This is a genomic window from Amycolatopsis sp. NPDC051045 (genome assembly GCF_040682955.1).
Taxonomy (GTDB): Bacteria; Actinomycetota; Actinomycetes; order Mycobacteriales; family Pseudonocardiaceae; genus Amycolatopsis.
Map to the genome: position 1 here is coordinate 396,710 of NZ_JBFBCC010000006.1, position 24,439 is coordinate 421,148.

Annotated in this window: 27 protein-coding genes; 17 read left to right on the forward strand and 10 right to left on the reverse strand. The window is 71.8% G+C overall.

Annotated elements, in window-relative coordinates; genetic code table 11:
- Window positions 1–93 precede the first annotated feature (93 nt).
- Window positions 94–1,083, forward strand: a complete 990-nt coding sequence (locus tag AB0M80_RS18255; protein ID WP_364565682.1) for an aldo/keto reductase family protein — start codon at window positions 94–96, stop codon at window positions 1,081–1,083.
- Here AB0M80_RS18255 and AB0M80_RS18260 read toward each other — a convergent pair.
- Genes AB0M80_RS18260 through AB0M80_RS18270 form a run of 3 tightly spaced genes read right to left on the reverse strand, consistent with a single transcriptional unit; the run spans window position 1,080 to window position 2,873 of the window.
- Window positions 1,080–1,292, reverse strand: coding sequence for a hypothetical protein (locus AB0M80_RS18260; RefSeq protein ID WP_364565685.1), 213 nt, complete (start codon window positions 1,290–1,292; stop codon window positions 1,080–1,082). The genes AB0M80_RS18255 and AB0M80_RS18260 overlap by 4 nt on opposite strands.
- Window positions 1,285–2,127, reverse strand: coding sequence for a phosphoribosylaminoimidazolesuccinocarboxamide synthase (locus AB0M80_RS18265; RefSeq protein ID WP_364565688.1), 843 nt, complete (start codon window positions 2,125–2,127; stop codon window positions 1,285–1,287). The genes AB0M80_RS18260 and AB0M80_RS18265 overlap by 8 nt, the downstream gene beginning before the upstream one ends.
- Window positions 2,124–2,873: a GntR family transcriptional regulator gene (locus AB0M80_RS18270; RefSeq protein WP_364565691.1), complete on the reverse strand. Its 750-nt coding sequence runs from the start codon at window positions 2,871–2,873 to the stop codon at window positions 2,124–2,126. The genes AB0M80_RS18265 and AB0M80_RS18270 overlap by 4 nt, the downstream gene beginning before the upstream one ends.
- Window positions 2,874–3,009: 136 nt before the next feature.
- Between AB0M80_RS18270 and AB0M80_RS18275 the strand changes: the two genes are divergently transcribed.
- Window positions 3,010–3,456 carry a hypothetical protein gene (locus AB0M80_RS18275; protein WP_364565694.1) on the forward strand — a complete coding sequence of 149 codons (447 nt, stop codon included), beginning with the start codon at window positions 3,010–3,012 and terminating at the stop codon, window positions 3,454–3,456.
- Window positions 3,457–3,468: 12 nt separating this feature from the next.
- On the opposite strand, the gene AB0M80_RS18280 is transcribed toward AB0M80_RS18275, so the two are convergent.
- A complete protein-coding gene (locus AB0M80_RS18280; protein WP_364565697.1) occupies window positions 3,469–4,155 on the reverse strand; it encodes an IspD/TarI family cytidylyltransferase in 687 nt (228 codons plus the stop codon).
- Window positions 4,156–4,229: 74 nt separating this feature from the next.
- Between AB0M80_RS18280 and cobT the strand changes: the two genes are divergently transcribed.
- Window positions 4,230–5,306, forward strand: a complete 1,077-nt coding sequence (cobT, locus tag AB0M80_RS18285) for a nicotinate-nucleotide--dimethylbenzimidazole phosphoribosyltransferase (RefSeq protein WP_364565700.1) — start codon at window positions 4,230–4,232, stop codon at window positions 5,304–5,306.
- Window positions 5,307–5,387: 81 nt separating this feature from the next.
- Here cobT and AB0M80_RS18290 read toward each other — a convergent pair whose 3' ends face one another.
- Complete coding sequence (locus AB0M80_RS18290; RefSeq protein ID WP_364565703.1) at window positions 5,388–6,491, reverse strand: branched-chain amino acid aminotransferase; 1,104 nt, start codon at window positions 6,489–6,491, stop codon at window positions 5,388–5,390.
- Between the two features lie 96 nt (window positions 6,492–6,587).
- Here AB0M80_RS18290 and AB0M80_RS18295 point away from each other — a divergent pair, with 96 nt between their 5' ends.
- Window positions 6,588–6,887, forward strand: a complete 300-nt coding sequence (locus AB0M80_RS18295) for a hypothetical protein (protein WP_364565706.1) — start codon at window positions 6,588–6,590, stop codon at window positions 6,885–6,887.
- Here the strand turns inward: AB0M80_RS18295 and AB0M80_RS18300 are convergent.
- Both AB0M80_RS18300 and AB0M80_RS18305 read right to left on the reverse strand, forming a co-directional pair.
- Window positions 6,844–7,506, reverse strand: a complete 663-nt coding sequence (locus AB0M80_RS18300; protein ID WP_364565708.1) for a DUF402 domain-containing protein — start codon at window positions 7,504–7,506, stop codon at window positions 6,844–6,846. The genes AB0M80_RS18295 and AB0M80_RS18300 overlap by 44 nt on opposite strands.
- A gap of 93 nt (window positions 7,507–7,599) precedes the next feature.
- Window positions 7,600–8,445: a hypothetical protein gene (locus AB0M80_RS18305; protein ID WP_364565710.1), complete on the reverse strand. Its 846-nt coding sequence runs from the start codon at window positions 8,443–8,445 to the stop codon at window positions 7,600–7,602.
- Window positions 8,446–8,555: 110 nt separating this feature from the next.
- Between AB0M80_RS18305 and AB0M80_RS18310 the strand changes: the two genes are divergently transcribed.
- From AB0M80_RS18310 to AB0M80_RS18330, 5 genes are all read left to right on the forward strand, one after another.
- Window positions 8,556–10,055: a leucyl aminopeptidase gene (locus AB0M80_RS18310; protein ID WP_364565713.1), complete on the forward strand. Its 1,500-nt coding sequence runs from the start codon at window positions 8,556–8,558 to the stop codon at window positions 10,053–10,055.
- A 114-nt stretch (window positions 10,056–10,169) separates the two neighbouring features.
- Window positions 10,170–12,134: a TRAP transporter fused permease subunit gene (locus tag AB0M80_RS18315; RefSeq protein WP_364565716.1), complete on the forward strand. Its 1,965-nt coding sequence runs from the start codon at window positions 10,170–10,172 to the stop codon at window positions 12,132–12,134.
- Window positions 12,131–13,105 (forward strand): TAXI family TRAP transporter solute-binding subunit, encoded by a 975-nt coding sequence (locus AB0M80_RS18320; RefSeq protein ID WP_364565718.1) that lies wholly within the window; start codon window positions 12,131–12,133, stop codon window positions 13,103–13,105. The genes AB0M80_RS18315 and AB0M80_RS18320 overlap by 4 nt, the downstream gene beginning before the upstream one ends.
- 9 nt (window positions 13,106–13,114) lie before the next feature.
- Entirely contained in the window at window positions 13,115–14,080 is a 966-nt protein-coding gene (locus tag AB0M80_RS18325; RefSeq protein ID WP_364565721.1) for an SMI1/KNR4 family protein, read from the forward strand.
- Window positions 14,081–14,089: 9 nt separating this feature from the next.
- Complete coding sequence (locus AB0M80_RS18330) at window positions 14,090–14,542, forward strand: GNAT family N-acetyltransferase (RefSeq protein WP_364565723.1); 453 nt, start codon at window positions 14,090–14,092, stop codon at window positions 14,540–14,542.
- Here AB0M80_RS18330 and AB0M80_RS18335 read toward each other — a convergent pair.
- Window positions 14,539–14,883, reverse strand: a complete 345-nt coding sequence (locus tag AB0M80_RS18335) for an oxidoreductase (RefSeq protein ID WP_364565726.1) — start codon at window positions 14,881–14,883, stop codon at window positions 14,539–14,541. The genes AB0M80_RS18330 and AB0M80_RS18335 overlap by 4 nt on opposite strands.
- A 182-nt stretch (window positions 14,884–15,065) precedes the next feature.
- Here AB0M80_RS18335 and lpdA point away from each other — a divergent pair, with 182 nt between their 5' ends.
- From lpdA to lipB, 5 genes are all read left to right on the forward strand, one after another.
- A complete protein-coding gene (lpdA, locus tag AB0M80_RS18340) occupies window positions 15,066–16,439 on the forward strand; it encodes a dihydrolipoyl dehydrogenase (protein ID WP_364565729.1) in 1,374 nt (457 codons plus the stop codon).
- Window positions 16,440–16,495: 56 nt separating this feature from the next.
- Complete coding sequence (gene sucB, locus AB0M80_RS18345) at window positions 16,496–18,277, forward strand: 2-oxoglutarate dehydrogenase, E2 component, dihydrolipoamide succinyltransferase (RefSeq protein WP_364565732.1); 1,782 nt, start codon at window positions 16,496–16,498, stop codon at window positions 18,275–18,277.
- Window positions 18,278–18,371: 94 nt separating this feature from the next.
- On the forward strand, window positions 18,372–19,247 hold the full coding sequence (locus AB0M80_RS18350; protein WP_364565735.1) for a TIGR01777 family oxidoreductase: 876 nt from the start codon (window positions 18,372–18,374) through the stop codon (window positions 19,245–19,247).
- A complete protein-coding gene (locus AB0M80_RS18355; protein ID WP_364565741.1) occupies window positions 19,244–19,867 on the forward strand; it encodes a phosphatase PAP2 family protein in 624 nt (207 codons plus the stop codon). The genes AB0M80_RS18350 and AB0M80_RS18355 overlap by 4 nt, the downstream gene beginning before the upstream one ends.
- Window positions 19,864–20,607 carry a lipoyl(octanoyl) transferase LipB gene (gene lipB, locus AB0M80_RS18360; RefSeq protein ID WP_364565744.1) on the forward strand — a complete coding sequence of 248 codons (744 nt, stop codon included), beginning with the start codon at window positions 19,864–19,866 and terminating at the stop codon, window positions 20,605–20,607. Before AB0M80_RS18355 ends, lipB begins: the two co-directional genes overlap by 4 nt.
- A gap of 67 nt (window positions 20,608–20,674) precedes the next feature.
- Here lipB and AB0M80_RS18365 read toward each other — a convergent pair whose 3' ends face one another.
- Together AB0M80_RS18365 and AB0M80_RS18370 are read right to left on the reverse strand one after the other, a co-directional pair.
- Window positions 20,675–21,610, reverse strand: coding sequence for an LLM class F420-dependent oxidoreductase (locus AB0M80_RS18365; RefSeq protein ID WP_364565747.1), 936 nt, complete (start codon window positions 21,608–21,610; stop codon window positions 20,675–20,677).
- Window positions 21,611–21,614: 4 nt separating this feature from the next.
- On the reverse strand, window positions 21,615–22,226 hold the full coding sequence (locus tag AB0M80_RS18370; RefSeq protein WP_364565750.1) for a TetR/AcrR family transcriptional regulator: 612 nt from the start codon (window positions 22,224–22,226) through the stop codon (window positions 21,615–21,617).
- A gap of 131 nt (window positions 22,227–22,357) precedes the next feature.
- On the opposite strand from AB0M80_RS18370, the gene AB0M80_RS18375 reads away from it, so the two are divergent.
- From AB0M80_RS18375 to AB0M80_RS18385, 3 genes are all read left to right on the forward strand, one after another.
- Window positions 22,358–22,879 (forward strand): hypothetical protein, encoded by a 522-nt coding sequence (locus AB0M80_RS18375; protein WP_364565753.1) that lies wholly within the window; start codon window positions 22,358–22,360, stop codon window positions 22,877–22,879.
- 72 nt (window positions 22,880–22,951) lie between these two features.
- Window positions 22,952–23,902, forward strand: a complete 951-nt coding sequence (locus tag AB0M80_RS18380; protein WP_364565756.1) for an oxidoreductase — start codon at window positions 22,952–22,954, stop codon at window positions 23,900–23,902.
- Window positions 23,903–23,927: 25 nt separating this feature from the next.
- Window positions 23,928–24,439 (forward strand): lipoyl synthase (locus AB0M80_RS18385; RefSeq protein WP_364565758.1); only part of this gene is annotated, 512 nt, incomplete at its 3' end.

A 24,439-nucleotide genomic window follows, 5' to 3' on the forward strand; every position in this document is an offset into this window, starting at 1 on the left:
TGGAGCGAGCCTCCACCCGGCTTCTTGCTGCGTGCGGCTGGAGTCACTCCAGGATCGTTAGCAAAGCAAACGATTACCGCCTAGGCTGGCGGCATGGAGTTTCGTCGTCTCGGCCGCAGCGGCCTCAACGTCAGTGAGATCTCGTACGGGAACTGGCTCACCCACGGTTCCCAGGTCGAGGAGGACCGGGCCCACGCCTGCATCCAGGCCGCCCTCGACGCCGGCATCACCACCTTCGACACCGCCGACGTCTACGCCAACACCGCCGCCGAGTCCGTGCTCGGGCGCGGCCTGAAGGGCCTGCGGCGCGAAAGCCTCGAGATCTTCACCAAGGTCTTCTGGCCCACCGGCCCCAAGGGGCCCAACGACCGGGGCCTGTCCCGCAAGCACATCATGGAGTCGGCGCACGCGAGCCTGGAGCGGCTCGGCACCGACTACGTCGACCTCTACCAGGCGCACCGGTTCGACCGGCACACCCCGCTCGAAGAGACCATGGGCGCCTTCGCCGACCTCGTCCGCCAGGGCAAGGTGCTCTACGTCGGTGTCTCCGAGTGGACCGCCGAGCAGATCTCCCGCGGCGCCGCCCTCGCCCGCGAGCTGAAGATCCCGCTCGTGTCGAACCAGCCGCAGTACAACATGCTCTGGCGCGTCATCGAGGACCAGGTCATCCCCACCTCCGAGCGGGAAGGCCTGAGCCAGATCGTCTGGTCGCCGATCGCGCAGGGCGTGCTCACCGGCAAGTACAAGCCGGGCCAGGCCTACCCCGAAGGCTCGCGCGCCACCGACGAGAAGGGCGGCGCCGACATGGTCGCGCGCTTCCTCGACGAGAACGTCCTCAAGCGCGTTGCCGAGCTGGAACCCCTGGCCGAGCAGGCGGGCCTGAGCCTCGCGCAGCTGGCCGTCGCCTGGGTCCTGCAGAACCCGAACGTCGCCTCCGCGATCATCGGGGCTTCGCGTCCGGAGCAGGTGCACGAGAACGTCAAGGCGGTCGGCAAGAAGCTCGACGCCGACCTCCTGACCGCCATCGACGAGGTCCTCGGCGAGGTCGTCGAGCGCGACGCGAGCCTGACCCGCAGCCCCTAGTCCTGGTTGATCCGGGCCTGAAAGGGCACGCCCAGGTCCAGTGCGTCCTCCGGGGCCATCCGGGGCTCGAGCCCGAACCCGCGCAGGAGGCGGCCGGCGCCCGCCAGCCGGTCGCCTCCGCGCCCGGGCACCCGCTCGGGCGCGAACCCGCGCTCGGCCAGCAGGCTCTCGACGTCGTCGATCAGCCGGTACGGGTCGTACTCACCCACGGACCCAGGTCTTCCCGGTGATCCGCTCGTAGACCTCGGTGTAGCGCTGCCGCGTCTGCTCGACGATGTCCGCGGGGATCTCCGGCCCGGGCGGGGTCTGGTCCCAGCCCGTGCTGCGGGACCAGTCGCGCACGAACTGCTTGTCGAACGCGTGCTGCGGGCGGCCCGGCTCCCACTCGTCGGCCGGCCAGAACCGCGACGAGTCCGACGTCAGGACCTCGTCGCCGAGGGTCAGCGTGCCGTCGGCGTCGAAACCGAACTCCAGCTTCGTGTCGGCGATGATGACGCCCTGCTTCGCTGCGTGCTCCGCGCCCTTCGTGTAGATCTCCAGCGTCAGGTCGCGAAGCCGCTTCGCGGTGTCCTCGCCGATCTCGTTCATGACCTCGTCGAAGGTCATGAACTCGTCGTGGCCGGTGTCGGAGATCTTCGTCGTCGGCGTGAAGACCGGCTCCGGCAGCTTGTCGCCCTCGACCAGCCCCGGCGGCAGCGCGACGCCGGAGATCTTCCCGTCGCGCTGGTACTCCCGCAGGCCCAGCCCGGCGAGGTAGCCGCGCGCGATGCACTCGACCTGGACCATCTTCAGCGGCTTGCAGCGCATCGCCCGGCCGGCGAACTCCGCCGGCACGTCGGTGGTCGACACGACGTGGTTCGGGACGACGCCGGTCATCCGGTCGAACCACCAGGCGGACAGCTGGTTGAGCAGCTTGCCCTTGTCGGGGATCGGCGTCGGCAGCGAGACGTCGTAGACCGAGACCCGGTCGGACGCGACCAGCAGGATGTCCCCGCCGTCGAGTTCGTACAGATCACGGACCTTGCCCGCGTGGATGTGCTTCATTCGCCGTCCTCAGTCGTGTACTCGTGGAAAACCCAGTGGTCGGGCAGGGCGGCGGACTCACCGTACTCGACGACCGTCCCGTCGGCCGCCAGGAAGGTGCTCCGGCCGAGCAGCACCGGCGACCCGGCGGGCAGCGCCAGCTCGGCCGCCTCCTCCTCGTCCGCGCGGCCCGCCGCGTGCCGTTCCTGCGTGGTGGCGATCTTCGTGCCGAGGCGGGCCGCCGCGTGGGCCGCGGTGCCCTCGACGATCCGCTCCGGCACCAGCAGGGCGGGTGCCTTCGCCGACAGCGCGCCGTCGAGCCACGACGTCGACGTCGACAGCGGCTGCGAGTCGGGGCCGTAGGTGGTGCGCCGCCGTCGGATCGCCGGGGCACCCTCCTCCAGGCCGAGTGCGGCCGCGGCGCGTTCGGACGCCGGCTCGAGGCCGGCCGACCGGATCACGGCGTAGTGGCCCGGCGGGTAGATCCGGCCGGTCCGCGCCGAAGCGACGGTGCGGTCGCGGGCCGTGCGGTGCAGGCCGCCGCGGTCGACGACCGTGCCGACGCCGCGCACGGGCCGCACGAGCCCCTGCGAGCGGAGCGTGGCCAGCACCTTCGTGGCCGTCGCCATCGCGACGGTCCAGGTGCGCGCTATCTCGCGGGCGGACGGCACTGCGTCGCCCTCCTGCAGCCGGCCGGACAGGATGTCGTCACGGATCCGGCCCGCGATCTGCAGGTACGGCGGCTCAGGGCGGTCGAGGGTGGGCAAGGCGGCTCCTCACAGGGACAACGCACAAGTGTTCTAGCACGCCGGGGGGTGTCCCACAAAGCCCTGTTCAGAACCACCCAGGTGTACTAGTACACGCACTGGACTGTGCTCTAGTACGCAAGTTACCCTCGTTAGTGTGTCCCCGACCACACCGCACTCCGGCTCCAGCGGCCAGGCTCTCGAGGAACTCCTCGAAGAGCTCCGGCGCCGCAAATGGGTGCTGCACCTGTTCGGCGGCCGTGAGGCGCCGGAGATCTACGCGGCCGTGTACCGGTGGCCGACCTGCGCGGACGTCATCATCCTCCGCGACGAGCACCGGGCCAGCGCCTACCGGGTGCCGACCTTCCCGGGCACGGACGTGTTCCACCCGCGGGTCGTCACGTGGCAGTACCACGCGACCCCGGTCTGGACGCTGCGGGCGGTGCTCACCCTGGCGGAGCCCGGCACCCCGGGCGCACCGCTGCAGGCACTGCGGCCACAGCCGGATTGCCTGATCCCGGCCGAACTGCGGCACGACGTGACCATCCGGCCGACCGGGACGACCCCGGAGGGAGACGGCGGTGGCCCGCCCGCGTGCGCCTAGCGGTGGCCGGGCTCAGCGGGCGAGCAGCCGCTCCGCGACGACGAGGTCGTGGGGATAGGTGATCTTGAGGTTCTCGGGAGCCCCCGGGACCCAGCGGATCGGCAGGGAGGAGAACCGCTCCATGCACGACGAAGTGTCCGTACCCACGAAGCCTTCGCGCTCGGCCTTCTCGTAGGCCTCGAGCAGCGGTCCGGCCCGGAAGCCCTGAGGCGTCTGGACGCGGATCGCGCCGGGCACCTGGGCGACCAGGTGCCCGGCTTCCACCTCGGCGACGTCGTCCGCGGCCAGGCCCGGCACAGCCCCCCCGTCCTCGCGTGTCCGGGCCAACACCGCACCGACCAGCTCGGGGTGGACCAGCGGCCGGGCCGCGTCGTGCAGCAGCACGGCATCGACCCGGCCGCCCCTTATGCGCGGCGCGAGGTGGCGCAGCGCGTTCAGCTCGGACGCCTGGCGGGTGTCCCCGCCGTGCACGACCTCGACCTCGCCGTCGAAGCCGGCGAGGACTTCTTCGGCCAGTTCCCTGTCCTGCGGCCGGATCACCAGCACGAACACGCCGATGCCGGGGACGCCGCCGAAGGCGTCCAGGGACCAGGCCACGACCCGCCGCCCGGCGAGCGGCAGGTACACCTTGTTCAGCTTCGCGCCGACGCGGGTCCCCGCGCCGCTGGCCAGCACCACCGCGGCCGCCGTCGTCTCCACGAGCCGCGAGACTACCGGCCGCGCCGCACCCGGTAGGTTGGCCACAGCGTTGCCGTGGAACAGGAAGGCCTGGTGTGGAGCCGGACAACATCGAGTTCCCCGAGATCGACCCGCCCGACGAACACGCCCGGTCCGCCGCGATCGCGCTGCACGCCAAGCTCGTCAAGCCCGCCGGGTCACTGGGCAGGCTGGAAGAGCTGGGCGTCTGGATCGCCGCCTGCCAGGGACAGTCGCCGCCGCGGCCGTTCACCCGGCCGCGCGTCGTCGTGTTCGCCGGCGACCACGGCATCGCCGCGAAGGGCGTCTCCGCCTATCCCGCCGAGGTCACCGCGCAGCTGCTGGGCACGATGCTCACCGGCGGCGCCGCGATCAACGTGCTGGCCGCCGCCGCGGGCGCGAGCGTGCGCGTGGTCGACCTGGCCGTGGACACCGAGGCCCCCGCGACCCGCGCGATCGGCGAGTTCAAGGTCCGCCGCGGCTCGGGCTCCATCGACGTCGAAGACGCGCTGAGCCCCGACGAGGCGAACGCCGCGGTCCGCGCCGGGATCGCGATCGCCGACGCCGAAGTCGACGGCGGTGCGGACCTGCTCATCCCCGGTGACCTCGGGATCGGCAACAGCACGCCGGCTTCGGTGCTGGTGGCGGCGCTGACCGGCAGCGAGCCGGTGGCGGTGGTCGGCCGCGGCTCCGGCATCGACGACGACGCGTGGATGCGCAAGGCCACGGCGGTGCGCGACGCGCTGCGCCGGGCCCGCGTGGTGCTCGCCGACCCCGTCGGCCTGCTGCGCACCACGGCCGGCGCGGACATCGCGGCGATGGCCGGGTTCCTCGCCCAGGCCGCGGTCCGGCGGACGCCGGTGGTCCTGGACGGCTTGGTCGCCTGCGCCGCGGCGTTGGTCGCCGAGGACCTCGCCCCGGGCGCCCGGCGGTGGTGGGTGGCGGGCCAGCGGACGGCCGAGCCCGCCCACGTCCTGGCTCTCGAGCACCTCGACCTGGGGCCGCTGCTGGAACTGGACGTCCGGCTCGGCGAAGGCACCGGCGCCGTGACCGCCCTGCCGCTGCTGATGATGGCCGCCCGCGTCCTCGCCGAGACAGCCACGCACGATCAGGCCGGGGTCTCCGGCCCGCTCACCCCCGCCCCGGCTTCCTGACGCCGAAAGGCCGTGAATGCCACCTTCAGGGAGCAAGTGTCCCTGAAGGTTGGCATTCACGGCCTTGAACCTCAGCCGACCTCAGCCGAGCGGGACCATCCAGTGGTCCGGGTCCGGGTGAGTGCCCTCCTGGATGCCCGTCAGCTCTTCGCGCAGCTTCATCGTCAGCGCGCCCGGCTGCCCGTCGGCGATCGTGAACTCGCCACCGGCGTGCTTCACGTGGCCGACCGGGGTGATCACCGCCGCGGTGCCGCAGGCGAACGTCTCGGTCAGCTCGCCGGAGGCCGCCGCCTTCTCCCACTCGTCGGTGGAGATGCGGCGTTCTTCGATCTTGTACCCGAGCCGCGAAGCGAGCTGCAGCAGCGACTTGCGGGTGACGCCGGGCAGCAGCGAACCCGTCAGCTCCGGGGTGACCACCCGGGCGTTCTCGCCCGAGCCGAAGACGAAGAACAGGTTCATCCCGCCCATCTCCTCGACCCAGCGCCGCTCGACCGCGTCGAGCCACACCACCTGGTCACAGCCCTTTTCGACGGCTTGGGCCTGCGCCACGAACGACGCCGCGTAGTTGCCGGCGCACTTGGCCGCGCCGGTGCCGCCGGGGGCCGCCCGGACGTACTCGGTGGACAGCCAGACGCTGACCGGCTTCACCCCGCCCGAGAAGTACGAGCCGGCCGGGGACGCGATGACCGTGTACACGTAGTCCGCGGCCGGGCTGTTGACGCCGAGCCCGGTGGACGTCGAGATCATGAACGGCCGCAGGTACAGCGAATCGCCCGGCCGGGTGGGCACCCACCGGTCGTCGACGGCGATGAGCTCCCGCAGCGACTCGATGAAGACCTCCTCGGGCAGCTGCGGCATGGCGAGCCGCTCGGCCGACTGCCGGAACCGGGCGGCGTTGGCGTCCGGGCGGAACGACGCGATCGAGCCGTCCGGCTGGCGGTAGGCCTTGAGGCCCTCGAAGATGGCCTGGCCGTAGTGCAGCACCGACGTCGCGGGGTCGAGCGTGAACGGGGCGTAGGGCCCGACCTGGGCGTCGTGCCAGCCCTGGGCCTTCGACCACTTGACGGTCACCATGTGGTCGGTGAAGTACACCCCGAAACCGGGGGCGGCGAGTACCTCCGCGACACGGTCCGCGCTCGCAGGACTCGGGTGCGGGGCATGGGCGAACTGTGTCGTGGTCGTCATGGCTAGACGATACCGCTTGCTCGGACGCGCGTTAGTCGGATGTCCCACTGTTGCGGGTGTCCCGCGGCCGCGGCGTGACCGCTCTAGTATGGCGGCGTGACCTACCACTCCACGGAGCCGGTGCCCCGGCCCAAGAACACCGCGGCCGACGTCAAGACGTTCGTCGCCGCGGTGCTGCTGACCTTCGGCGTCGGCCTGCTCGGCATGGTCGGCTGGGCCGTGCTCAGCAGCGGCTTCGGCGGCTTCCTCGGCCTCGTCGCGGGTGTCTTCGGCGTCGTGTGGTGGCGGAAGATCCACGGCAAGGCGTTCCCGAAGGTGCTCCCGACGAAGTCGGTCGTCATCCTCGCCGTCGTCAACGCCGTGCTGGCGCTGATCCTCCTCCTGACCGCGGGCTGAGCGAAGCCGGCAGCTCCGGCGCAGGCCAGCCCTCGTCCGGGCGGAAGTCGGTGTCGGTCCCGTCGAACGGATAGGCACCGCGTTCGGCCAGCGCGCCGATCCGCTCGCCCTCCGCGCGCAGCCGGTCGAACTGCTCGAGCGTCAGGCGGCCGACTTCCAGGGCGGCCTCGGCCTCGTCCTCGTCGTCCCAGCGCCAGCTGCCGTCGCGCTCGACGACGACGTCGAGCACGCCGTCTATCCGGTCGACCGCGCCCTGCGTGCGGCCCAGCGGGATTTCCAGGTTGACGTACCAGTTCTTGAACCGGCCTTCGAGGTCGAAGAACCACCAGACCGAAGACCACTCGTCTTCGGGAATCCTGCGCAGCGTCGACGCGCCGTGCCAGGAGTCCGGCACCGCCACCCGCGGGATGCGGAACCGCTGGTCCAGCGGGGCGTCCCGCATCAGGCGGCCGTCGGCGAGCCTGCTGCCGATGATCGGCGTGCCCGCGGGCAGCCAGGCGAGCAGGACGCGGCCGTCGTCTTCGAGGACGCGCAACGGGTGCACCTGGCCGATCGAGCCGTCGGGGCGGTGGAACCGTTCGACCACGGTCTCTCCCGGCCGCCAGCGTCGATCACTCACGGGTCCCACTGTACTAATCCGGCCAAAAGTAGGCCGCCCCCGCACGGCACGTAACCGTTGCCAGGAAGCCATGCGGCCGTGACTGTGGTCGGATTAGTGCAGATCGGCGCTGTACCTGCGCGCGCGTACACCCAGTAGCAGCTCGATCACGGTCGCCAGCCCGGCGACGACCAGCACGGGCAGCACCGGGAGCAGGGAGGCGGCCGCCGCGGCGGCGGCGAGCCCGGCGAGTCCCGGCACCCCGGCTCGCGCCCGGGCTTCGGTCCCGGCGGCGAGCGCCGGCACGACGGTCGCGACCACGGCGACGACCGTGAGCAGCGGCTGCAGCGCGTCCGCGTCGGCGGCGGACAGCAGGTCCCGCAGCGAGGTGAGCGACAGCCCGAGCCGCACGGCGCCGAGCTGGTAGAGCGCGGCGAAGGCGACCAGAACCGCGAGGACGCCGAGCAGCAGCACGCGCGAGCCGCCGCGGTCACGGCCCACCGGCCGCAGGAACGGCAGCGTGAGCACCGCCGCGACGAGGACACCCGCGAAGTCCGGGGGCCGCAGGCCGCCCGCCGTCCCCACCGGCGCCACGGCCACGCACACCACGACGAGCACGAGCCCCGCGGCGAGCAGCAACGCGCCGGTGGTCCGCACGACGATCGTCGGGATCTTCAGCCCGGCGAACCCCGCGCCGGCGACCACCACGACGAACGCCGCAGCGGCCGCTTCGCGGTGCGCCGGGACGACGTAGGCCCCGAACGCGATCGCGTAAACCGCCACCTCGGACAACCGAGCGACGGCGACGACAGCCCGGTCCACCAGGGCTTCTCCCGGTTCCGGCACCCGCGCCGTCACGCCCGCCGCGATCGCGGCCACCACCAGCCCGGCGAGCAGCCACCACCCCGCGCCCGCCGCCCCGGCCGCCAGCGCCACCAGCAGTCCACCGCCCAGCCGCACGCGGCCCTCCCGCTCCCTCTGTTCACCCCTGGTCCGGTCGTCATTAGCATGGCTCACGATCCCGACCGGGCCGGTGCCCGGTGCCACCGAGAACGCGCGAGGAGCCAGAAGTGACCGTGCCTAAGCTCGCCCTGTCCGACAACACCGGGGAGGCACTGGCCAAGACGCGCGCCGACGTGGTCGTCATCGGCACCCTGCAGGGCGAGGACGGTCCGGTGCTGGCTCCCGGTGCCGCCGCCGTGGACGCCGCCTTCGACGGCCGCCTCGCCGGCCTGCTGGCCACCCTCGGCGCGAGCGGCAAGGCCGAAGAGGTCGTCAAGGTCCCGACGCTGGGCAAGCTCCCGGCGGGTGTGGTGCTCGCCGTCGGCCTGGGCAAGCAGGGCGACGCCGTCACCCCCGAGCAGGTCCGCCGCGCCGCGGGCGCCGCCGGCCGCGCGCTGGCCGGCACCGACCGCGCGTTCGTCACGCTGTCGGAGCTCGACCTGCAGGCCGCCGTCGAGGGCACGATCCTCGGCTCGTACGTCTTCACCGCCTACCGCTCGGAGAAGGGCGACGCCCCGCTCGCGAAGGCCGACTTCGCGAGCCCGGCCGACGGCACCGCCCGGGAGCACAAGGCGACGCTGAAGGCGGCCGGCACCATCGCCGAGGCCGTCGTCGTCGCCCGCGACCTGATCAACACCCCGCCGAACGACCTCTACCCGGCCTCCTTCGCCGACCGCGCGAAGAAGCTCGCCGAGGACAACGGTCTCGAGTTCGAGGTGCTGGACGAAAAGGCCCTGAAGCGCAAGGGCTTCGGCGGCATCCTCGGCGTGGGCGGCGGCTCGTCGCGCCCGCCGCGGCTGCTGCGCGTGGCTCACAAGCCGGCCAAGGCCGCCAAGAAGGTCGCGCTGGTCGGCAAGGGCATCACGTTCGACTCGGGCGGCATCTCGCTCAAGCCGGCCGCGAACATGGACCACATGACCTCGGACATGTCCGGCGCGGCCGGCGTGCTCGCGGCGGTGGTGCTGGCGGCGAAGCTGAAGTACCCCCTGGAGGTCGTCGCGCACATCCCGCTGGCGGAGAACCTGCCGTCGGGGACGTCGTACCGGCCGGGTGACGTGCTGACCATGTACGGCGGCAAGACCGTCGAGGTGCTCAACACCGACGCCGAGGGCCGCCTGGTGCTGGTCGACGCCATGGTCCGCGCGGCCGAGGAGAACCCGGACTACCTGATCGAGACCTCGACGCTGACCGGCGCCCAGCTCGTCGCGCTCGGCAACCGCACCGCCGGCGTGATGGGCTCGGAGGGCTTCCGCGACCGCGTCGCCGCGATCATGCAGGCCACCGGCGAAAACGGCTGGGCGATGCCGCTGCCGGAGGAACTGCGCGCCGACCTCGACTCGCGCCTGGCCGACCTGGCCAACGTGACGGGCCACCGCTGGGGCGGCATGCTCGCGGCCGGGATCTTCCTGCGCGAGTTCGTCGCCGACGGCCTCGACTGGGTCCACATCGACATCGCGGGCCCGTCGTTCAACACCGGCTCGCCGTGGGGCTACACCGGCAAGGGCGGCACCGGCGTCCCGGTGCGGTCGATCGCCGCGGTGCTGGCGGACATCGCCGCCAACGGCTGACGCACGTCTGTTTCCGAAGGGGCTGTCGCCGCGGCGGGGGCCCCTTCGGCGTTTTCGCCGGCGGTGATCGAATTGCCGCTTTCGATGTGATCGGCGACACCGTACCGTGGCCGGGTGACGACCGAGCCGGTGGAACGCGACTCCCCCGCCGCAATCGCCGCCGAGCACGACGAGGAACGCCCGGCTCGGAAGCTCTCCCGCGTCCCCGACCGCGTCGTCTACTTCGTCGCCCTCGCCGTCGCGGTCCTCGTGCTCAAGCAGGTGTTCTTCCCCTTCGCCAAGGGCAACCAGTTCTACCTGGTGCTGTTCCTCGGCGTGACGCTGCCGCTGGTGTTCCTCTGCTACCGCCCGCGGCTGCACGGCCGTGACGACCCGGGCTGGACCGACTGGGCGCTCGCCGTCGTCGCGCTGGCGGTCGGTCTCTACCCCGTGCTCGTCGGCTACGACGACTTCCTGAACCGCCAGGGCATCCTGTCCCCGCTGGACATCGTGGCCGGCGCGCTGCTGCTGGCGCTGATCCTCGAAGCCACCCGCCGCACCACCGGGCTGGTGCTGCCGATCGTCTGCCTGCTCTTCCTGGCCTACGCCTACTACGGCGGCTTCCTCCCGCAGAACTGGGGCATCGCCCACGCGGGCATCGACTTCAGCCAGATCGTCAACGCGCTCTTCAACGACGCGAGCGGGTTCTACGGCACCCCGCTGGACGTTGCGGCGAGCTACATCGTGCTGTTCACCCTCTACGGCGCCGTGCTCAACGCCTCGGGAGCCGGGCAGTTCTTCGTGGACATCTCGTTCGCCGCGTTCCGGAAATCCCGCACGGCGCCGGGCCGGACCACCGTGCTGTCCGGTTTCCTGCTCGGCACGGTGTCGGGTTCGGGCACGGCCACGGCGGTCAGCCTCGGCTCGATCACCTGGCCGATCCTCAAGAAGGCCGGCTACCCCAAGGAAAACGCCGGCGGGCTGCTCGCCGCGTCCGGGATCGGGGCGATCCTCTCGCCGCCGACGCTGGGCGCCGCGGCGTTCATCATCGCCGAATACCTGCAGACGTCGTACCTGAAGGTCCTCATCTGGGCGACCATCCCGACGTTGCTGTACTACCTCGGCATCGTGTTCGCGATGGAGGCCGACGCGCGGCGGTTCGAGGCCGAGGCCGTGGACGTCCCGCACGGCGATCCGTGGCAGCTGTTGCGGCGCGGCGGTTACCACTTCCTGTCGCTGGCGATCATCGTCGTGTTCCTGGCCCTGGACATCCCGCCGTTCGCCGCGGTCGTCTACGCCACCGGGGTCGCCGCGCTGTTCGCGTTGCTCGCCCGGCGCCACGACGTGCGCGGATGGGCGAAGGACCTGGTGGACGCGCTGTCGGCGGGCGTCCGGGGTGCGCTGCCGGTGATCGCGGTGTGCGCAGCGGCCGGGGTGATCACCTCGACCATCACCAAGACCGGGCTCGGCCTCGAACTCGCGGACGCACTGGTGGAACTGGCCGGCACGCTCAGCGACAACGGCACGGTGATCCTGGTCCTCACCGTGCTGCTTTCGGCGATCGCCGTCGGGGTGCTGGGCCTCGCCGTGCCGGTCACCGCGAGCTTCATCATCGCCTGGGTCGTGATCGGCCCCGCGCTGGAGACGCTCGGGGTCGCCGACGCCGAGCGCGCGATGTTCATCTTCTACTACGCCGTGCTGTCCGAGGTCACGCCGCCGACCGCGCTCGCCGCGGTGGCTTCGGCGGCGATCACCGGCGGCTCGGTGCTCGGCACCATGTGGCAGTGCTGGAAGTACACGCTCCCGGCGTTCCTGGTGCCGATCGCCTTCGTGCTGACCGACAACGGCGCCGCGCTGCTGCTGGAGTCCGGCGTTTTCACCGTGCTGTGGGTGGCCGCGGTGTCCGCGCTGGCCGTCGCCGCGCTGGCGGTGGTGACCGGCGGCTGGCTCTTCGGGCCCGTCAGCCTGCCGGTGCGGCTGCTGTTCGTCCCCGCCGCCCTGTGCCTGCTCTACCTGGAGCCGGTGCCGATCGCGATCGGCGCCGCGTGCGGTGCCGCCGCCTTGCTCGCCCATGCCGTGATCAAGAGGAGGACAGCATGAAACGCGCAGTCACCGCCGTCGCGGTGCTCGCCATGGCCGTCACCGGCTGCGGCGGGAAGCAGCAGACCGACCAGGCCGCTCCCGCCGGGACGCAGTCCTGCGAAACCACCGAGGGCCGCATCACCATCGCCACCGGCAACAGCGGCGGCGTCTACTACGTGCTGGGTGGCGGGCTGGCCCAGCTGATCAGCAACAACACGAAGCTGCGCGCGACGGCCGCGGAAACCGGCGCGTCGGTGCAGAACATCCAGCAGCTGGTGGCCGGCAACTACGACGTCGCGTTCTCGCTGGCCGACACCGCCGCGGACGCGGTGAACGGCAAGGGGTCCTTCGACGGCAAGCCGCAGAAGATCCAGGCCCTGTCCCGGATCTACCCGAACTCGACGCAGGTGCTCGTGCGCACGGACGCCGGCATCAACAGCGTCGCCGACATGAAGGGCAAGCGGATCTCGACCGGCTCGCCGAAGTCCGGCACCGAGGTGATCGCGAACCGCCTCCTCCAGGCGGCGGGGCTCAAGCCCGACGCCGACGTCCAGGCGCAGCGGCTCGACCTGGCCAAGACCGCGGACGGCATGAAGACGGGCACGCTCGACGGGCTCGTCTGGTCCGGCGGGCTGCCGACCGCGCAGATCACCGACATCACCACGGCCTTGAAGGGCAAGGTGAAGTTCCTCGACATCACGCCGCTGCTGCCCGCGCTGAAGAAGGTCAACCCGGTCTACGACCAGGCCGTGATCCCGGCGGCGGCCTACGGGCAGCCCGCGGACGTGCCGACGGTGGTGGTGCCCAACCTGCTGCTGGTGCGCGAAGACTTCCCGGCGGGCAACGCGTGCGCGATCACGAAGCTGATCTTCGACAAGCAGGCGGAGCTGGCGAAGGTCCACCCCGCGGCGAAGGAGATTTCGCGGCAGCTGGCGACGCAGACCGACCCGGTGCCGCTGCACCCGGGGGCCAAGCAGGCGCTGGGCTAGGGTCGGGGTGTGGACGCCGGTGAGTACCTCGAGGCGGTGGTCCGTGACGTCCTGACCGCGGCCGAACCGCGCGTCGACGACCAGGTGGGGTACGCCGCCCTGCTGCTCGCGGTCGCCGGCGCCCTGGACGAGGCCGACCGGCTGGTCAGGCAGTGGCAGGCCCGGACGGAACGCCCGGTGGACGCGCTCGTGCCCGACCCGGTGCGGGCCCGCGCGTGGGCGATGCTGTTCGAAGCCCGCGGCGGCCGTCCGGACTGGGCCGAGGGCCTCCCGCCGCTCGACCTCGCTGCCGAAGAGCGGGCGCACACGGCTTTTCTGCGGAAGCCGGTTTCCGACCTCGAGGGCGTGCTCCCGCCGGGCCCGATCGCCGAGCTGGTCAAGCACGTCGCTCCGGCGCGCCCGGACCGCGTCCGCGCGGCCCTCGCCGACGGCGACCTCGCCCGCTGGGCCTCGCTGGCCGGGCAGCGGCCGGACGTGGCCACCCTCGCGGCGACCCGGGCCGTGGCTCCGGCACTGGTGGCGGGCGCGGACCCGCTCGGCCTGCGCGACTGGGCCCCGGCCTGCGCGGGTGCGCTGGTCGCGGCCCTGCACGAGCGGTACCCGCCGGAGCTGGGCAGCTGGCCGGAGCTGATCGCCTCGATCCTGCGTCTGCGTGGCTCCGCCACCGCACCGCCGCCGGCGTCGGAGGCGGCGATCCGCTCGGCCGAGCTGCGGCTGGGTGCCGAGCTGCCGGCGGACGTCCGCGAGTTCCTGCGCACCTGCGACGGCCTGCCCGCGGACGTGGTCTTCCCGCGCCTGCTCGGCACGGCGGACCTGCGGGTCGAGGACGGTGTCGTGGTGCTGTCCGACCCGGCGGTGCTGCTGCTGTCGTCAGGGCACGTGGTCGAGGTCGACCCGGTCCTCGGCACCACCGTCCACCCCTCGCTCCGCGCCGCGCTGCTCACGCACGCCACCCTGCTCGCCCAGGCCACGTAGGTTGGACCGGTGACCACTCTCACCGCGGAGCAGATCACCCGCGAGAACGTCGCCGCCGCGTGTCAGCTGGCCGTCGAACCGCACCAGAAGGACTTCGTCGCGCCCGTCGCCGTCTCGCTCGCCGAGGCCTACACCCAGCCGGAGGTGGCCTGGCCGCGGCTGATCCTGCGGGACGGGGAACCGGTCGCCTTCGTCATGGGCGCGTTCGACCCGCACGCCGACCACGACTTCTTCCGCTGCGGGATCTGGCGGCTCAACGTCGGCGCCGGGGTGCAGGGCCGCGGCTACGGCCGGTTCGCCGTCGAGACCGTTCTGGCCGAAGCCCGGCGGCGCGGCCAGAAGACCGCGACCGTGCTGTGGCTCCCCGCCGAGGGCGGTCCGGAGGACTTCTACCTCAAGCTGGGCTTCCGCCCCACCGGGCAGACCCACCACGGCGAGGTGGTCGGCCGGATCGAGCTTTAGACCTGGCCGCGCTTCTTCCGCTCGGTGTACTCGCGCATGCGCTTCGGGTAGCCGACGCGGGCGACCTCGTAGACGGGGATCGACCGGCGGTGGCCGAACTGCTGCGCGGCCTCCAGGCTGCCGATGCGCCGCCGGGTCCATTCGCCGTCGTGGGCGATCAACACCACAGTGGTCTCCGTGACGTTGGTCTTCGGCTCCACGTACGCCTCGACCCCCCGCCGCGTGGCCGCCCACTCCTCGAGGTGGCGGGTGTCCTCGGAGCTGGCTTTCCGCAGCGTGCCGGCCCGCTGACCACCCTTGGCCCGCCTGCGCAGCGAGTCGAAGAGACCCACCCCGACCACCCTCCCTCACGAGACATTGCCCACTCAGTATCCCGGACCGCGCGTGTGGTCGGCGTCGCACACCCGGCTAGCTCGCAGCCCCGTCCGGCGTAGTGACAAGATGGCGGGTGTCGCGCGCGCGGTTATACCGGGCAGGGGCGACGACAGAGCATCACCCCACTGCTTGCCGAGGAGTTAATGAAGTGACCGACACCTCCGCCGACCTCGTGATCCTGGGAGGCGGATCGGGCGGCTACGCCGCGGCGTTCCGCGCGGCCGAGCTGGGCCTTTCCGTCACGCTGATCGAGAAGGACAAGCTGGGCGGGACGTGCCTCCACCGGGGCTGCATCCCGACCAAGGCCCTGCTCCACGCCGCCGAGGTCGCCGACGAAACCCGGGAAGCCGAGGCGGTCGGCGTCAAGGCCGTCTTCGAGGGCATCGACATCGCCGGGGTCAACAAGTACAAGGACGGGATCGTCGCCCGCCTGTACAAGGGCCTGCAGGGCCTGGCCAAGGCGCACAAGGTGAACCTCGTCGAGGGCAGCGGCACGTTCGTCGGCGGCACGACCGTCGAGGTGGACGGCACCCGCTACACCGGCAAGAACGTCATCCTCGCCACCGGCTCGTACTCGCGCACGCTGCCCGGCCTGGAGCTCGGCGGCCGCATCATCGCCAGCGAGCAGGCCCTGTCCCTCGACTACGTCCCCAAGAAGGTCGTGGTGCTGGGCGGCGGCGTCATCGGCGTCGAGTTCGCCAGCGTCTGGGCTTCCTTCGGCGTCGACGTCACCATCGTCGAGGCCCTGCCGCGGCTGGTCCCGAACGAGGACGAGTTCGCGTCCAAGCAGCTCGAGCGCGCTTTCCGCCGCCGCAAGATCGCCTTCAAGACCGGCGTGAAGTTCACCGGCGCGAAGCAGGACGACAACGGCGTGAGCGTTTCGCTGGAGTCCGGCGAGACCATCGAGGCCGACCTGCTGCTGGTCGCCGTCGGCCGCGGGCCGAACTCGGCGGGCCACGGCTACGAGGAGGCCGGGGTCGAGATCGAGCGCGGCTTCGTCCTCACCGACGAGCGGCTGCGGACCAACCTCCCGAACGTCTACGCCGTCGGCGACATCGTCCGCGGCCTGCAGCTCGCGCACCGCGGCTTCCAGCAGGGCATCTTCGTCGCCGAGGAGATCGCCGGGCAGAACCCGCGCGTGATCGACGAGAGCGGCATCCCGCGGGTCACCTACTCCCACCCGGAGGTCGCGTCGGTCGGGCTGACCGAGTCGCAGGCGAAGGACAAGTACGGCTCGGACGTCACGACGTTCACCTACGACCTCGGCGGCAACGGCAAGAGCCAGATCCTCAAGACCTCCGGCGGGGTCAAGCTGGTCAAGGCCCCGGACGGCCCGGTCGTGGGCGTCCACATGGTCGGCGACCGGGTCGGCGAGCTCATCGGCGAAGCGCAGCTGATCTACAGCTGGGAGGCTTTCCCCGAGGACGTCGCACCCCTCATCCACGCGCACCCCACCCAGACCGAGGCCCTCGGTGAAGCGTTCCTCGCCCTCGCGGGGAAGCCGCTGCACGTGCACAGCTGACGTCCCACCAGCAGAATCCAGACCACGCAGAATCTTGAAAGAGGAGTCAGCGAACGATGGCCTACTCCGTCACACTGCCGGAGCTCGGGGAGAGCGTCACCGAAGGCACCGTCACCCGGTGGCTTAAGCAGGAGGGCGACACCGTCGAGGTCGACGAGCCGTTGCTCGAGATCTCGACCGACAAGGTCGACACCGAGGTGCCCTCCCCGGTGGCGGGCACGGTCGTGAAGATCAGCGCCCAGGAGGACGAGACCGTCGAGGTCGGCGGCGAGCTCGCCGTGATCGACGACGGCACCGGCGACGTGCCGGAGTCCTCCGCCCCGGCGCAGGAAGAGCAGGAGTCCTCGCAGCCGGAGCCCTCCCCGGAGGAATCCGCGCCGCAGGCCGAGGACAGTGCACCGAGCAAGCCGGACACCGCGCCGGCCGCCGGTGGCGAAGGCACCGAGGTGAAGCTGCCCGAGCTGGGCGAAAGCGTCACCGAGGGCACCGTCACGCGCTGGCTGAAGCAGGTCGGCGATTCGGTCGAGGTCGACGAGCCGCTGCTCGAGATCTCCACCGACAAGGTCGACACCGAGGTGCCGTCGCCGGTCGCCGGCACGGTGCTCGAAATCCGCGCGGGCGAGGACGAGACCGTCGAGGTCGGCGGCGTCCTGGCCGTGATCGGCGACGCGAACGCCGCGCCGAAGGCCGAGTCGAAGCCGGAACCCGAGCCCGAGCCGAAGCCGGAACCCAAGCCGGAACCGAAGCCCGAGCCGGTTCAGGAGTCGAAGCCCGAGCCCGAGCCCAAGCCGGAACCGAAGCCGCAGCCGCAGGCCGCGCCCGCGGCGAAGGCGACCGAGGCGGCCCCGGCCGCCTCGGCGAAGGACGGTTCGGCGGACGGTCCGTACGTCACGCCGCTGGTCCGCAAGCTCGCGTCGGAGCACGGCATCGACCTCGCGTCGCTGACCGGCAGCGGCGTCGGCGGCCGGATCCGCAAGCAGGACGTCCTGGCCGCGGCCGAGGAGAAGCAGAAGGCCGCCGCCGCTCCGGCTCCGGCCGCCCCCGCTCCGGCGGCTGCTGCCCCGTCGGCACCCGCCGCGCGTCCGGCGGCCGCCGTGTCGCCGGAGCTCGCGGCGCTGCGCGGCACGGTGCAGAAGGCCAGCCGGATCCGCCAGATCACGGCCACCAAGACCCGCGAGTCGCTGCAGATCGCCGCGCAGCTCACGCAGGTCCAGGAGGTCGACGTCACCAAGATCGCGAAGCTGCGGCAGCGGGCGAAGGCGGGCTTCAAGGAGCGCGAGGGCGTCAACCTGACGTTCCTGCCGTTCTTCGCGAAGGCCACGGTCGAGGCGCTCAAGCAGCACCCGAACGTCAACGCGTCCTACAACGAGGACACGAAAGAGATCACCTACCACGGCGCCGTGCACCTGGGCATCGCGGTGGACACCGAGCGCGGCCTGCTCTCGGTCGTGATCCACGACGCGGGCGAGCTGAGCCTGGCCGGTCTCGCGCACCGGATCGCCGACCTGGCGGGCCGCGCGCGGGCGGGCCAGATCAAGCCGGACGAGCTGTCCGGTGGCACGTTCTCGATCACGAACATCGGCAGCGTCGGCGCCCTGTTCGACACGCCGATCATCGTGCAGCCGCAGTCCGGCATCCTCGGCACGGGCGCGGTCGTCAAGCGCCCGGTCGTGATCGCGGACGCCGACGGCAACGACACGATCGCCGTCCGGTCGATGGCGTACCTGCCGCTGACCTACGACCACCGCCTGGTGGACGGGGCCGACGCGGGCCGCTTCCTGACGACGATCAAGCAGCGCCTGGAAGAGGGCAACTTCGAGAGCGAACTCGGTCTCTGAGTCACACCGGACGAAGGCCGCCACGGGACCTCCTGTGGCGGCCTTCGCCGTGTCCGGGAGTGCGGCCGCGAAGCGGATGCGCAACGATCGGAGCATGCGAGTACTCATCGCCGGAGCGAGCGGCTTGATCGGGTCGGCGCTGAGCGAGCGCCTGCTGCGAGACGGGCACGAAGTCCGCCGTCTCGTGCGGCGGGAAGCGCGCGGCGACGGCGAATCACGCTGGGACCCGCCGTCGGGCACCATCGCCGCCGGCGCCTTCGAGGGGGTCGACGCCGTCGTCAACCTGGGCGGCCAGCGGCTGTTCCCCGGCCGGTGGAGCGCGATGCGCAAGCAGCAGCTCACCGACAGCCGGGTCGAGCCGACCGAGGTGCTGGCCGAAGCCGTCGCCGAAAACGGCGTCGGGGTGCTGGTCAACGCGTCCGCCGTCGGGTACTACGGCCACACGCACGAGTCCACTGTGGACGAGTCCGCGCCGCGCGGCCGGGGTTTCCTCGCCGAACTCTGCGAAGCCTGGGAAGGGGCGACGTCCGGAGCCGGGGACGCGCGGGTCGTGAAGATCCGGACCGGGCTGGTGCTGTCGGCGAAGGGCGGGTTGTACGGCACGCTGCGTCCGCTCTTCGCCCTGTGCCTGGGCGGGCGGCTCGGCGACGGCCGCCAGTACATGCCGTGGATCGCGCTGGAGGACGAGGTCGGCGCGATCGTCCACGTCCTGACGCACGACGCCGTGTCCGGACCGGTGAACCTGACCGGCCCGGCGCCGGTGACGAACGCCGAGTTCACCCGCGCGGTCGGCCGTGCGCTGCACCGGCCCGCGCCGTGGTGGGTGCCCGGAATCGCGCTCAAGGCCGTGCTCGGCCAAGCCGGTGAAGAGATGGCGCTGTTCGGGCAGCGGGCCGTCCCGGCCGTGCTGGAACGGTCCGGGTACGAGTTCCGGCACCGGACCCTGGACAGCGCGCTCGCCGCGGCATGACCGTCCCCCTCAAGCGCTGGCTCGTCGTCGGTTTCGCGCTGGTGGCGGCGTTCGTGGCGCTCGGGCTCGGCGTCGCCCGGCACCCGTTGACCCTCGACGCCCAGGTGGCGAGCGCCCTCCACGGCGTCTACACGCGGCCCCTCGGGCGGGTGGCGGAGATCGGCAGCGACATCCTCGGCCCGGTGCTCCCGTACGTGCTCGGCATGGCGCTGCTCGCGCTGGCACTGCGGCACCGGCAGCACGCGGGGTTGTGCGTGCGGCTCGCCGTCGTGCTGCTGCTGTGCCGGCTGACCAGCCTGACGGCCAAGCCGGTCTTCCTGCGGGAACGCCCGCGCGACTACCCGGACCTGAGCTACCCGAGCGGGCACGTGGTGTCGGTGGCGAGCACGGGTTTCGTGCTGGTGCTGCTGTGCGCGTGGCTGTGGCCGCGGCTGGTCGGGCGCGTCGCGGCCGCGGTGGCCGTCGCGACCGTGCTGTCCGCCGCCTGCCGCGTCGTTCTCGGCGTGCACTGGGTCACCGACACGATCGGCGCAGTGCTGGCGGTGACGGGTGTCGGGCTGCTCTCAGCGTGCGCCTTGCGGCTGCTTCCCCCGGGTGACGGGCGTAGCCTCGACGGGTGAGTTCTTCCCGCACTTCCTGCCGCGCCAGCACCGAGCCCGTCGACGTCCGCGAACTCGGCACGATCGACTACACCGAAGCCTGGGAGCTCCAGCGGAGCCACCTCACCGCCCGGGCGGACGGCACCGCGCCGGACACGATGCTCCTGCTGCAGCACCCGTCGGTGTACACCGCGGGCAAGCGCACCGAGCCGGCCGACCGGCCCACGGACGGCACGCCGGTGATCGACGTCGACCGCGGCGGCAAGATCACCTGGCACGGCCCCGGCCAGCTGGTCGGCTACCCGATCGTCCAGCTCGCCGATCCGATCGACGTCGTGCACTACGTGCGGCGGCTGGAGGAGGCGCTGATCCACGTGTGCGACCGGCTGGGCGTGACCAGCGGCCGCGTCGAGGGCCGCAGCGGCGTGTGGATCCCGGCCGACGACCGCGGCATCGAGCGCAAGATCGCGGCGATCGGCATCCGCGTCCAGCGCGGCGTGACGATGCACGGCTTCGAGCTGAACTGCAACGCGGACCTGAAGGCGTTCGACAGCATCGTGCCCTGCGGCATCCGCGACGCCGGCGTGACGTCGCTGTCGTACGAGCTCCAGCGGGACGTCACGGTGGAAGCGGTACTCCCGCTGGCCCGCGACGCGGTCCTGGCGGCGCTCGAAGGCGAGCTGCCGGTGAGCGAGGACCGCTGGCTCCCCCGCCCCGAGGCCCCCAAGGCCGCGGGCGTCACCTTCGCGCTCCAGAACTGAAAAGCCGTGAATGCCACCTTGAGGGACGTTACGTCCCTCACGGTGGCATTCACGGCTTTGGGCGAGCTCAGTCCAGCTGGGGCGCGACCTCGGCGGCGATCAGCTCGAGCTGGTCCAGGTCGGACAGGTCCAGCAGCTGCAGGTACACCCGGGTGATCCCGGTCTTCTCCCGCCACTGCCCGATCTTGTCGACGACCTCGGCGGGCGTCCCGGCCAGGCCGTTGGCCCGCAGCTCGTCCACGTCCCGCCCGATCACCGAAGCCCGCCGCGCCACCTCGGCGTCGTCGCGGCCGACGCCGACGACCAGCGCCACCGACCGCAGGATCTCCTTCGGGTCGCGGCCGATCTCCTCCGCCGCCGCGTCGACGCGGGCGAACTGCGCGGCCGCGGTCTCGGCGTCCACGAACGGCAGGTTGAACTCGTCGGCGAACCGCGCGGCCAGCGCCGGGGTGCGCTTCTTGCCCCCGCCGCCGATGATCACCGGCGGCGCCGGGGACTGCGCCGGCTTCGGCAGGCCCGGCGAGTCGGTCAGCGTGTAGTACCGACCGGCGAACGAGTAGGTCGAGCCCACCGGCGTCTTCCACAGCCCGGTGATGATCTCGAGCTGCTCGGCGTAGCGGTCGAAGCGCTCCTTCAGCGGCGGCAGCGTCAGGCCGTACGCCTCGTGCTCGGCGTCGTACCAGCCGGAACCGAGGCCGAACTCGACGCGGCCACCGGACATCCGGTCGACCTGGGCCACGGAGATGGCCAGCGGTCCGGGGTACCGGAACGTCGCCGCGGTGACGAGCGTGCCGAGCCGGATCCGGCTGGTCTCCCTGGCCAGGCCGGCCAGGGTGATCCAGGCGTCGGTCGGGCCGGGCAGGCCGTCGCCGGAACCCATCTTCAGGTAGTGGTCGCTGCGGAAGAAGGCGTCGTACCCGGCGGCTTCGGTCGCCTTGGCGACACGCAGCAGGTCGTCGTAGCTGGCCCCTTGCTGGGGCTCGGTAAAGATCCTCAAGTCCACGACGTCAGCCTATAGAGACGTCGGGCTCCGTGCGCCTCAGCCGGACCAGCATGCGGACGATGACATCCTCGATCTCGGCACCGACCTTCTTCGGATCGGGCGAACTGGCGATTTCGGTCGCCGCGCTCGACAGCGCGCCGAACAGCAGCCGCGCGGTGACCTCGACCGGCACCGGCTCGACCTCGCCCGCGTCGATCAGCGCCTGCAGGCCCGAGCGGACCAGTCCGAAGCTGCACCGCTCCTCGGCCTCGCGCCAGCGCTCCCAGCCCATCACGACCGGCGCCTCGTGGATGGCGATCCGCTGGTAGGCGGGGTCGAGACAGGCGCGGATGAACGCGTTGAGCCCGCCCAGAGCCCGTTCCCACGGCGTGCCGTCGCCGGTCATGATCTTGTCGAGCCGGTCGTAGACGAGGCTCTCGACCTGGTCGAACGCGGCTTCGAACAGGGCCTGCTTACCGCTGAAGTGGTGGTACAGCGCCCCTTTGGTCACCCGGGCACGTTTGGCGATCTCGTCGAGCGAGGTACCCGCGTAACCGCGTTTGGTGAACAGTTCGACCGCGCCGTCGACCAGCGCGGACCGCGTCGACTCGGAATAGTCGAGCCGCCTGGACCTCATTGTCGCCACCTTCACAACTTTACGCCGGGAACCGCTCTCCATACTCATGGTATGTTCGGCGCGTCAGGTCCGTACCGGGAGTATGCCGCAGACCGGCGGTATGACCCGGGCCACGGAAGGGGAGCCACACGATGAGCTGGACCGACTTCTACCGACGTCAGGAAATCCTCGAAGCCACCGTCCGCCTGGCCGCCCGGAACCCGGGCGCGCCGCTGCCGCTGGACGAGGTTCCCGGTGCCGAAGAGCACTTCGGCACCGAAGAGAACGTCCTCACCGCCCTGCAGTACCAGTGGACGCGGACGCTGAGCGGGCGCCTGCGTGCCGAGGTCGCCGACCCGGACGACGCCGACGGCCTCGGCGACCACGTCGACGCCGTCACCCGCGCCTGGCGCGCCGCCGTCGAAGAGCACGCCGGCCTGCGCGCCGTCCTCGACGGCGCCTACGAGCGGCACGCGTCGCTGCGCCGGATGCACGAAGGCGAGCTGCGGATGCTCGCCGTCACGGCCGGGCTGGCCGACCCGCGCGAACCGGCCGACGAGGTCGCCAAGGTGGGCCACGCGTTCGAGGCGCTGCTGCGCACGAGCTGCGCGCAGCCCGCTCGCCGCCGTCCGGTGATGAGACACCTTCGCCGGTTGCTCGCGCCCAGTGCGTAACAATCCAACCAGCGGCGCGAAGCGCCTCCGCTGAGGGCGGCGGCGGGGGCATGGATGGAGTTAAGTAAGCGTATGACGCAGCGCTGGACCGAAGCCGACATCGCCGACCAGAGCGGCCGGACCGTCCTGATCACCGGAGCGAACTCCGGTCTGGGGCTGCGCACCGCGGAGGTGCTCGCGAGCAAGGGGGCCCGCGTGCTGCTGGCCTGCCGCTCCGCCGAACGCGGCGCGAAGGCGCTGGACCAGGTCCGCGCGGCCGCCGCGGGCACCGGACCCGAGCTCATCCCACTGGACCTGAGCGAGCTCGCGTCGGTGCGCACGGCCGCCGCGTCGGTGCGGGAACGCACCGGCGACGCGCTGGACGTGCTGGTCAACAACGCCGGTGTGATGGCCACCGCGCGTGGCCGCACGGCCGACGGTTTCGAGCTGCAGTTCGGCACCAACCACCTCGGGCACGCGGCGCTGACCTGGCTGCTGCTGCCCGCCCTGCGCGGCGGACGGCACGCCCGGATCGTCGCACTGTCGAGCGTCGCCGCCACCGGCGCCCGGATCGACCTCGAAGACCCCAACGGCGAACACCGCCGCTACAACCCGGCGACGGCATACGGGCAGTCGAAGCTCGCCAACCAGGTGTTCGCCCTCGAGCTCGACCGGCGGCTGCGCGCGGCCGGCGACGACGTCCTCAGCGTCGCCGCGCACCCCGGGTACACCGCGACCGGCCTCGGCAGCGGCATGGCGCGGTCGTACCCCAACCCGGTCGTCCGCTCGGTCATCGCCGGCGGCCACCGGATCGGCGAGGCCCTGTTCGCGCAGAACGTCCGCCAGGGCGCGCTGCCGCAGCTGTACGCGGCCACGGCGGACGGCGTCGAAGGCGGCGACTACATCGCCCCGGGCGGCCTCGGCGGCCTGCGCGGCAACCCGGTCAAAGCGCGTCCGCTGTCCGCTGCGCGCAGCGAGGCGCTGGGGGCCGCGTTGTGGGACGTCACGGCGAAACTGACCGGCGTCACCCCCGATCCCGCTTAGCCCGGACGGGCGTACGGTTGAGGCCGTGAGTGCTGCGCCTGAAGGCCGGAAGCTGTTGCGTCTCGAGGTTCGCAATAGTGAGACGCCGATCGAGAAGAAGCCGTCGTGGATCAAGACGCGGGTGCGGATGGGGCCGGAGTTCACCGAGCTCAAGGGCTTGGTGCGCCGCGAGGGTCTGCACACGGTGTGTGAAGAGGCGGGTTGTCCCAACATCTATGAGTGCTGGGAGGACCGGGAGGCCACGTTCTTGATCGGTGGTGATCAGTGCACGCGGCGGTGTGATTTCTGTCAGATCGACACGGGGAAGCCGGCTGAGTTGGATCGGACTGAGCCGCGGAAGGTCGCGGAGTCGGTGCAGGCGATGGGGTTGCGGTATTCGACGGTGACCGGTGTGGCTCGGGACGACCTTCCCGATGGCGGAGCTTGGTTGTACGCGGAGACTGTGCGGCAGATTCACGCGCTCAACCCCGGCACCGGCGTCGAGTTGCTGGTTCCGGATTTCAACGCCGACCCCGCGCAGCTGGCTGAGGTGTTCGG

What these genes read in the sequence shown, in the direction of transcription:
- AB0M80_RS18255 (WP_364565682.1), top strand. Translation starts at nt 94, where the DNA reads ATGGAGTTTCGTCGTCTCGGCCGCAGCGGCCTCAACGTCAGTGAGATC.
- AB0M80_RS18265 (WP_364565688.1), bottom strand. Translation starts at nt 2,127, where the DNA reads ATGAAGCACATCCACGCGGGCAAGGTCCGTGATCTGTACGAACTCGAC.
- AB0M80_RS18290 (WP_364565703.1), bottom strand. Translation starts at nt 6,491, where the DNA reads ATGACGACCACGACACAGTTCGCCCATGCCCCGCACCCGAGTCCTGCG.
- AB0M80_RS18320 (WP_364565718.1), top strand. Translation starts at nt 12,131, where the DNA reads ATGAAACGCGCAGTCACCGCCGTCGCGGTGCTCGCCATGGCCGTCACC.
- sucB (WP_364565732.1), top strand. Translation starts at nt 16,496, where the DNA reads ATGGCCTACTCCGTCACACTGCCGGAGCTCGGGGAGAGCGTCACCGAA.
- AB0M80_RS18350 (WP_364565735.1), top strand. Translation starts at nt 18,372, where the DNA reads ATGCGAGTACTCATCGCCGGAGCGAGCGGCTTGATCGGGTCGGCGCTG.
- AB0M80_RS18355 (WP_364565741.1), top strand. Translation starts at nt 19,244, where the DNA reads ATGACCGTCCCCCTCAAGCGCTGGCTCGTCGTCGGTTTCGCGCTGGTG.
- AB0M80_RS18370 (WP_364565750.1), bottom strand. Translation starts at nt 22,226, where the DNA reads ATGAGGTCCAGGCGGCTCGACTATTCCGAGTCGACGCGGTCCGCGCTG.
- AB0M80_RS18375 (WP_364565753.1), top strand. Translation starts at nt 22,358, where the DNA reads ATGAGCTGGACCGACTTCTACCGACGTCAGGAAATCCTCGAAGCCACC.
- AB0M80_RS18380 (WP_364565756.1), top strand. Translation starts at nt 22,952, where the DNA reads ATGACGCAGCGCTGGACCGAAGCCGACATCGCCGACCAGAGCGGCCGG.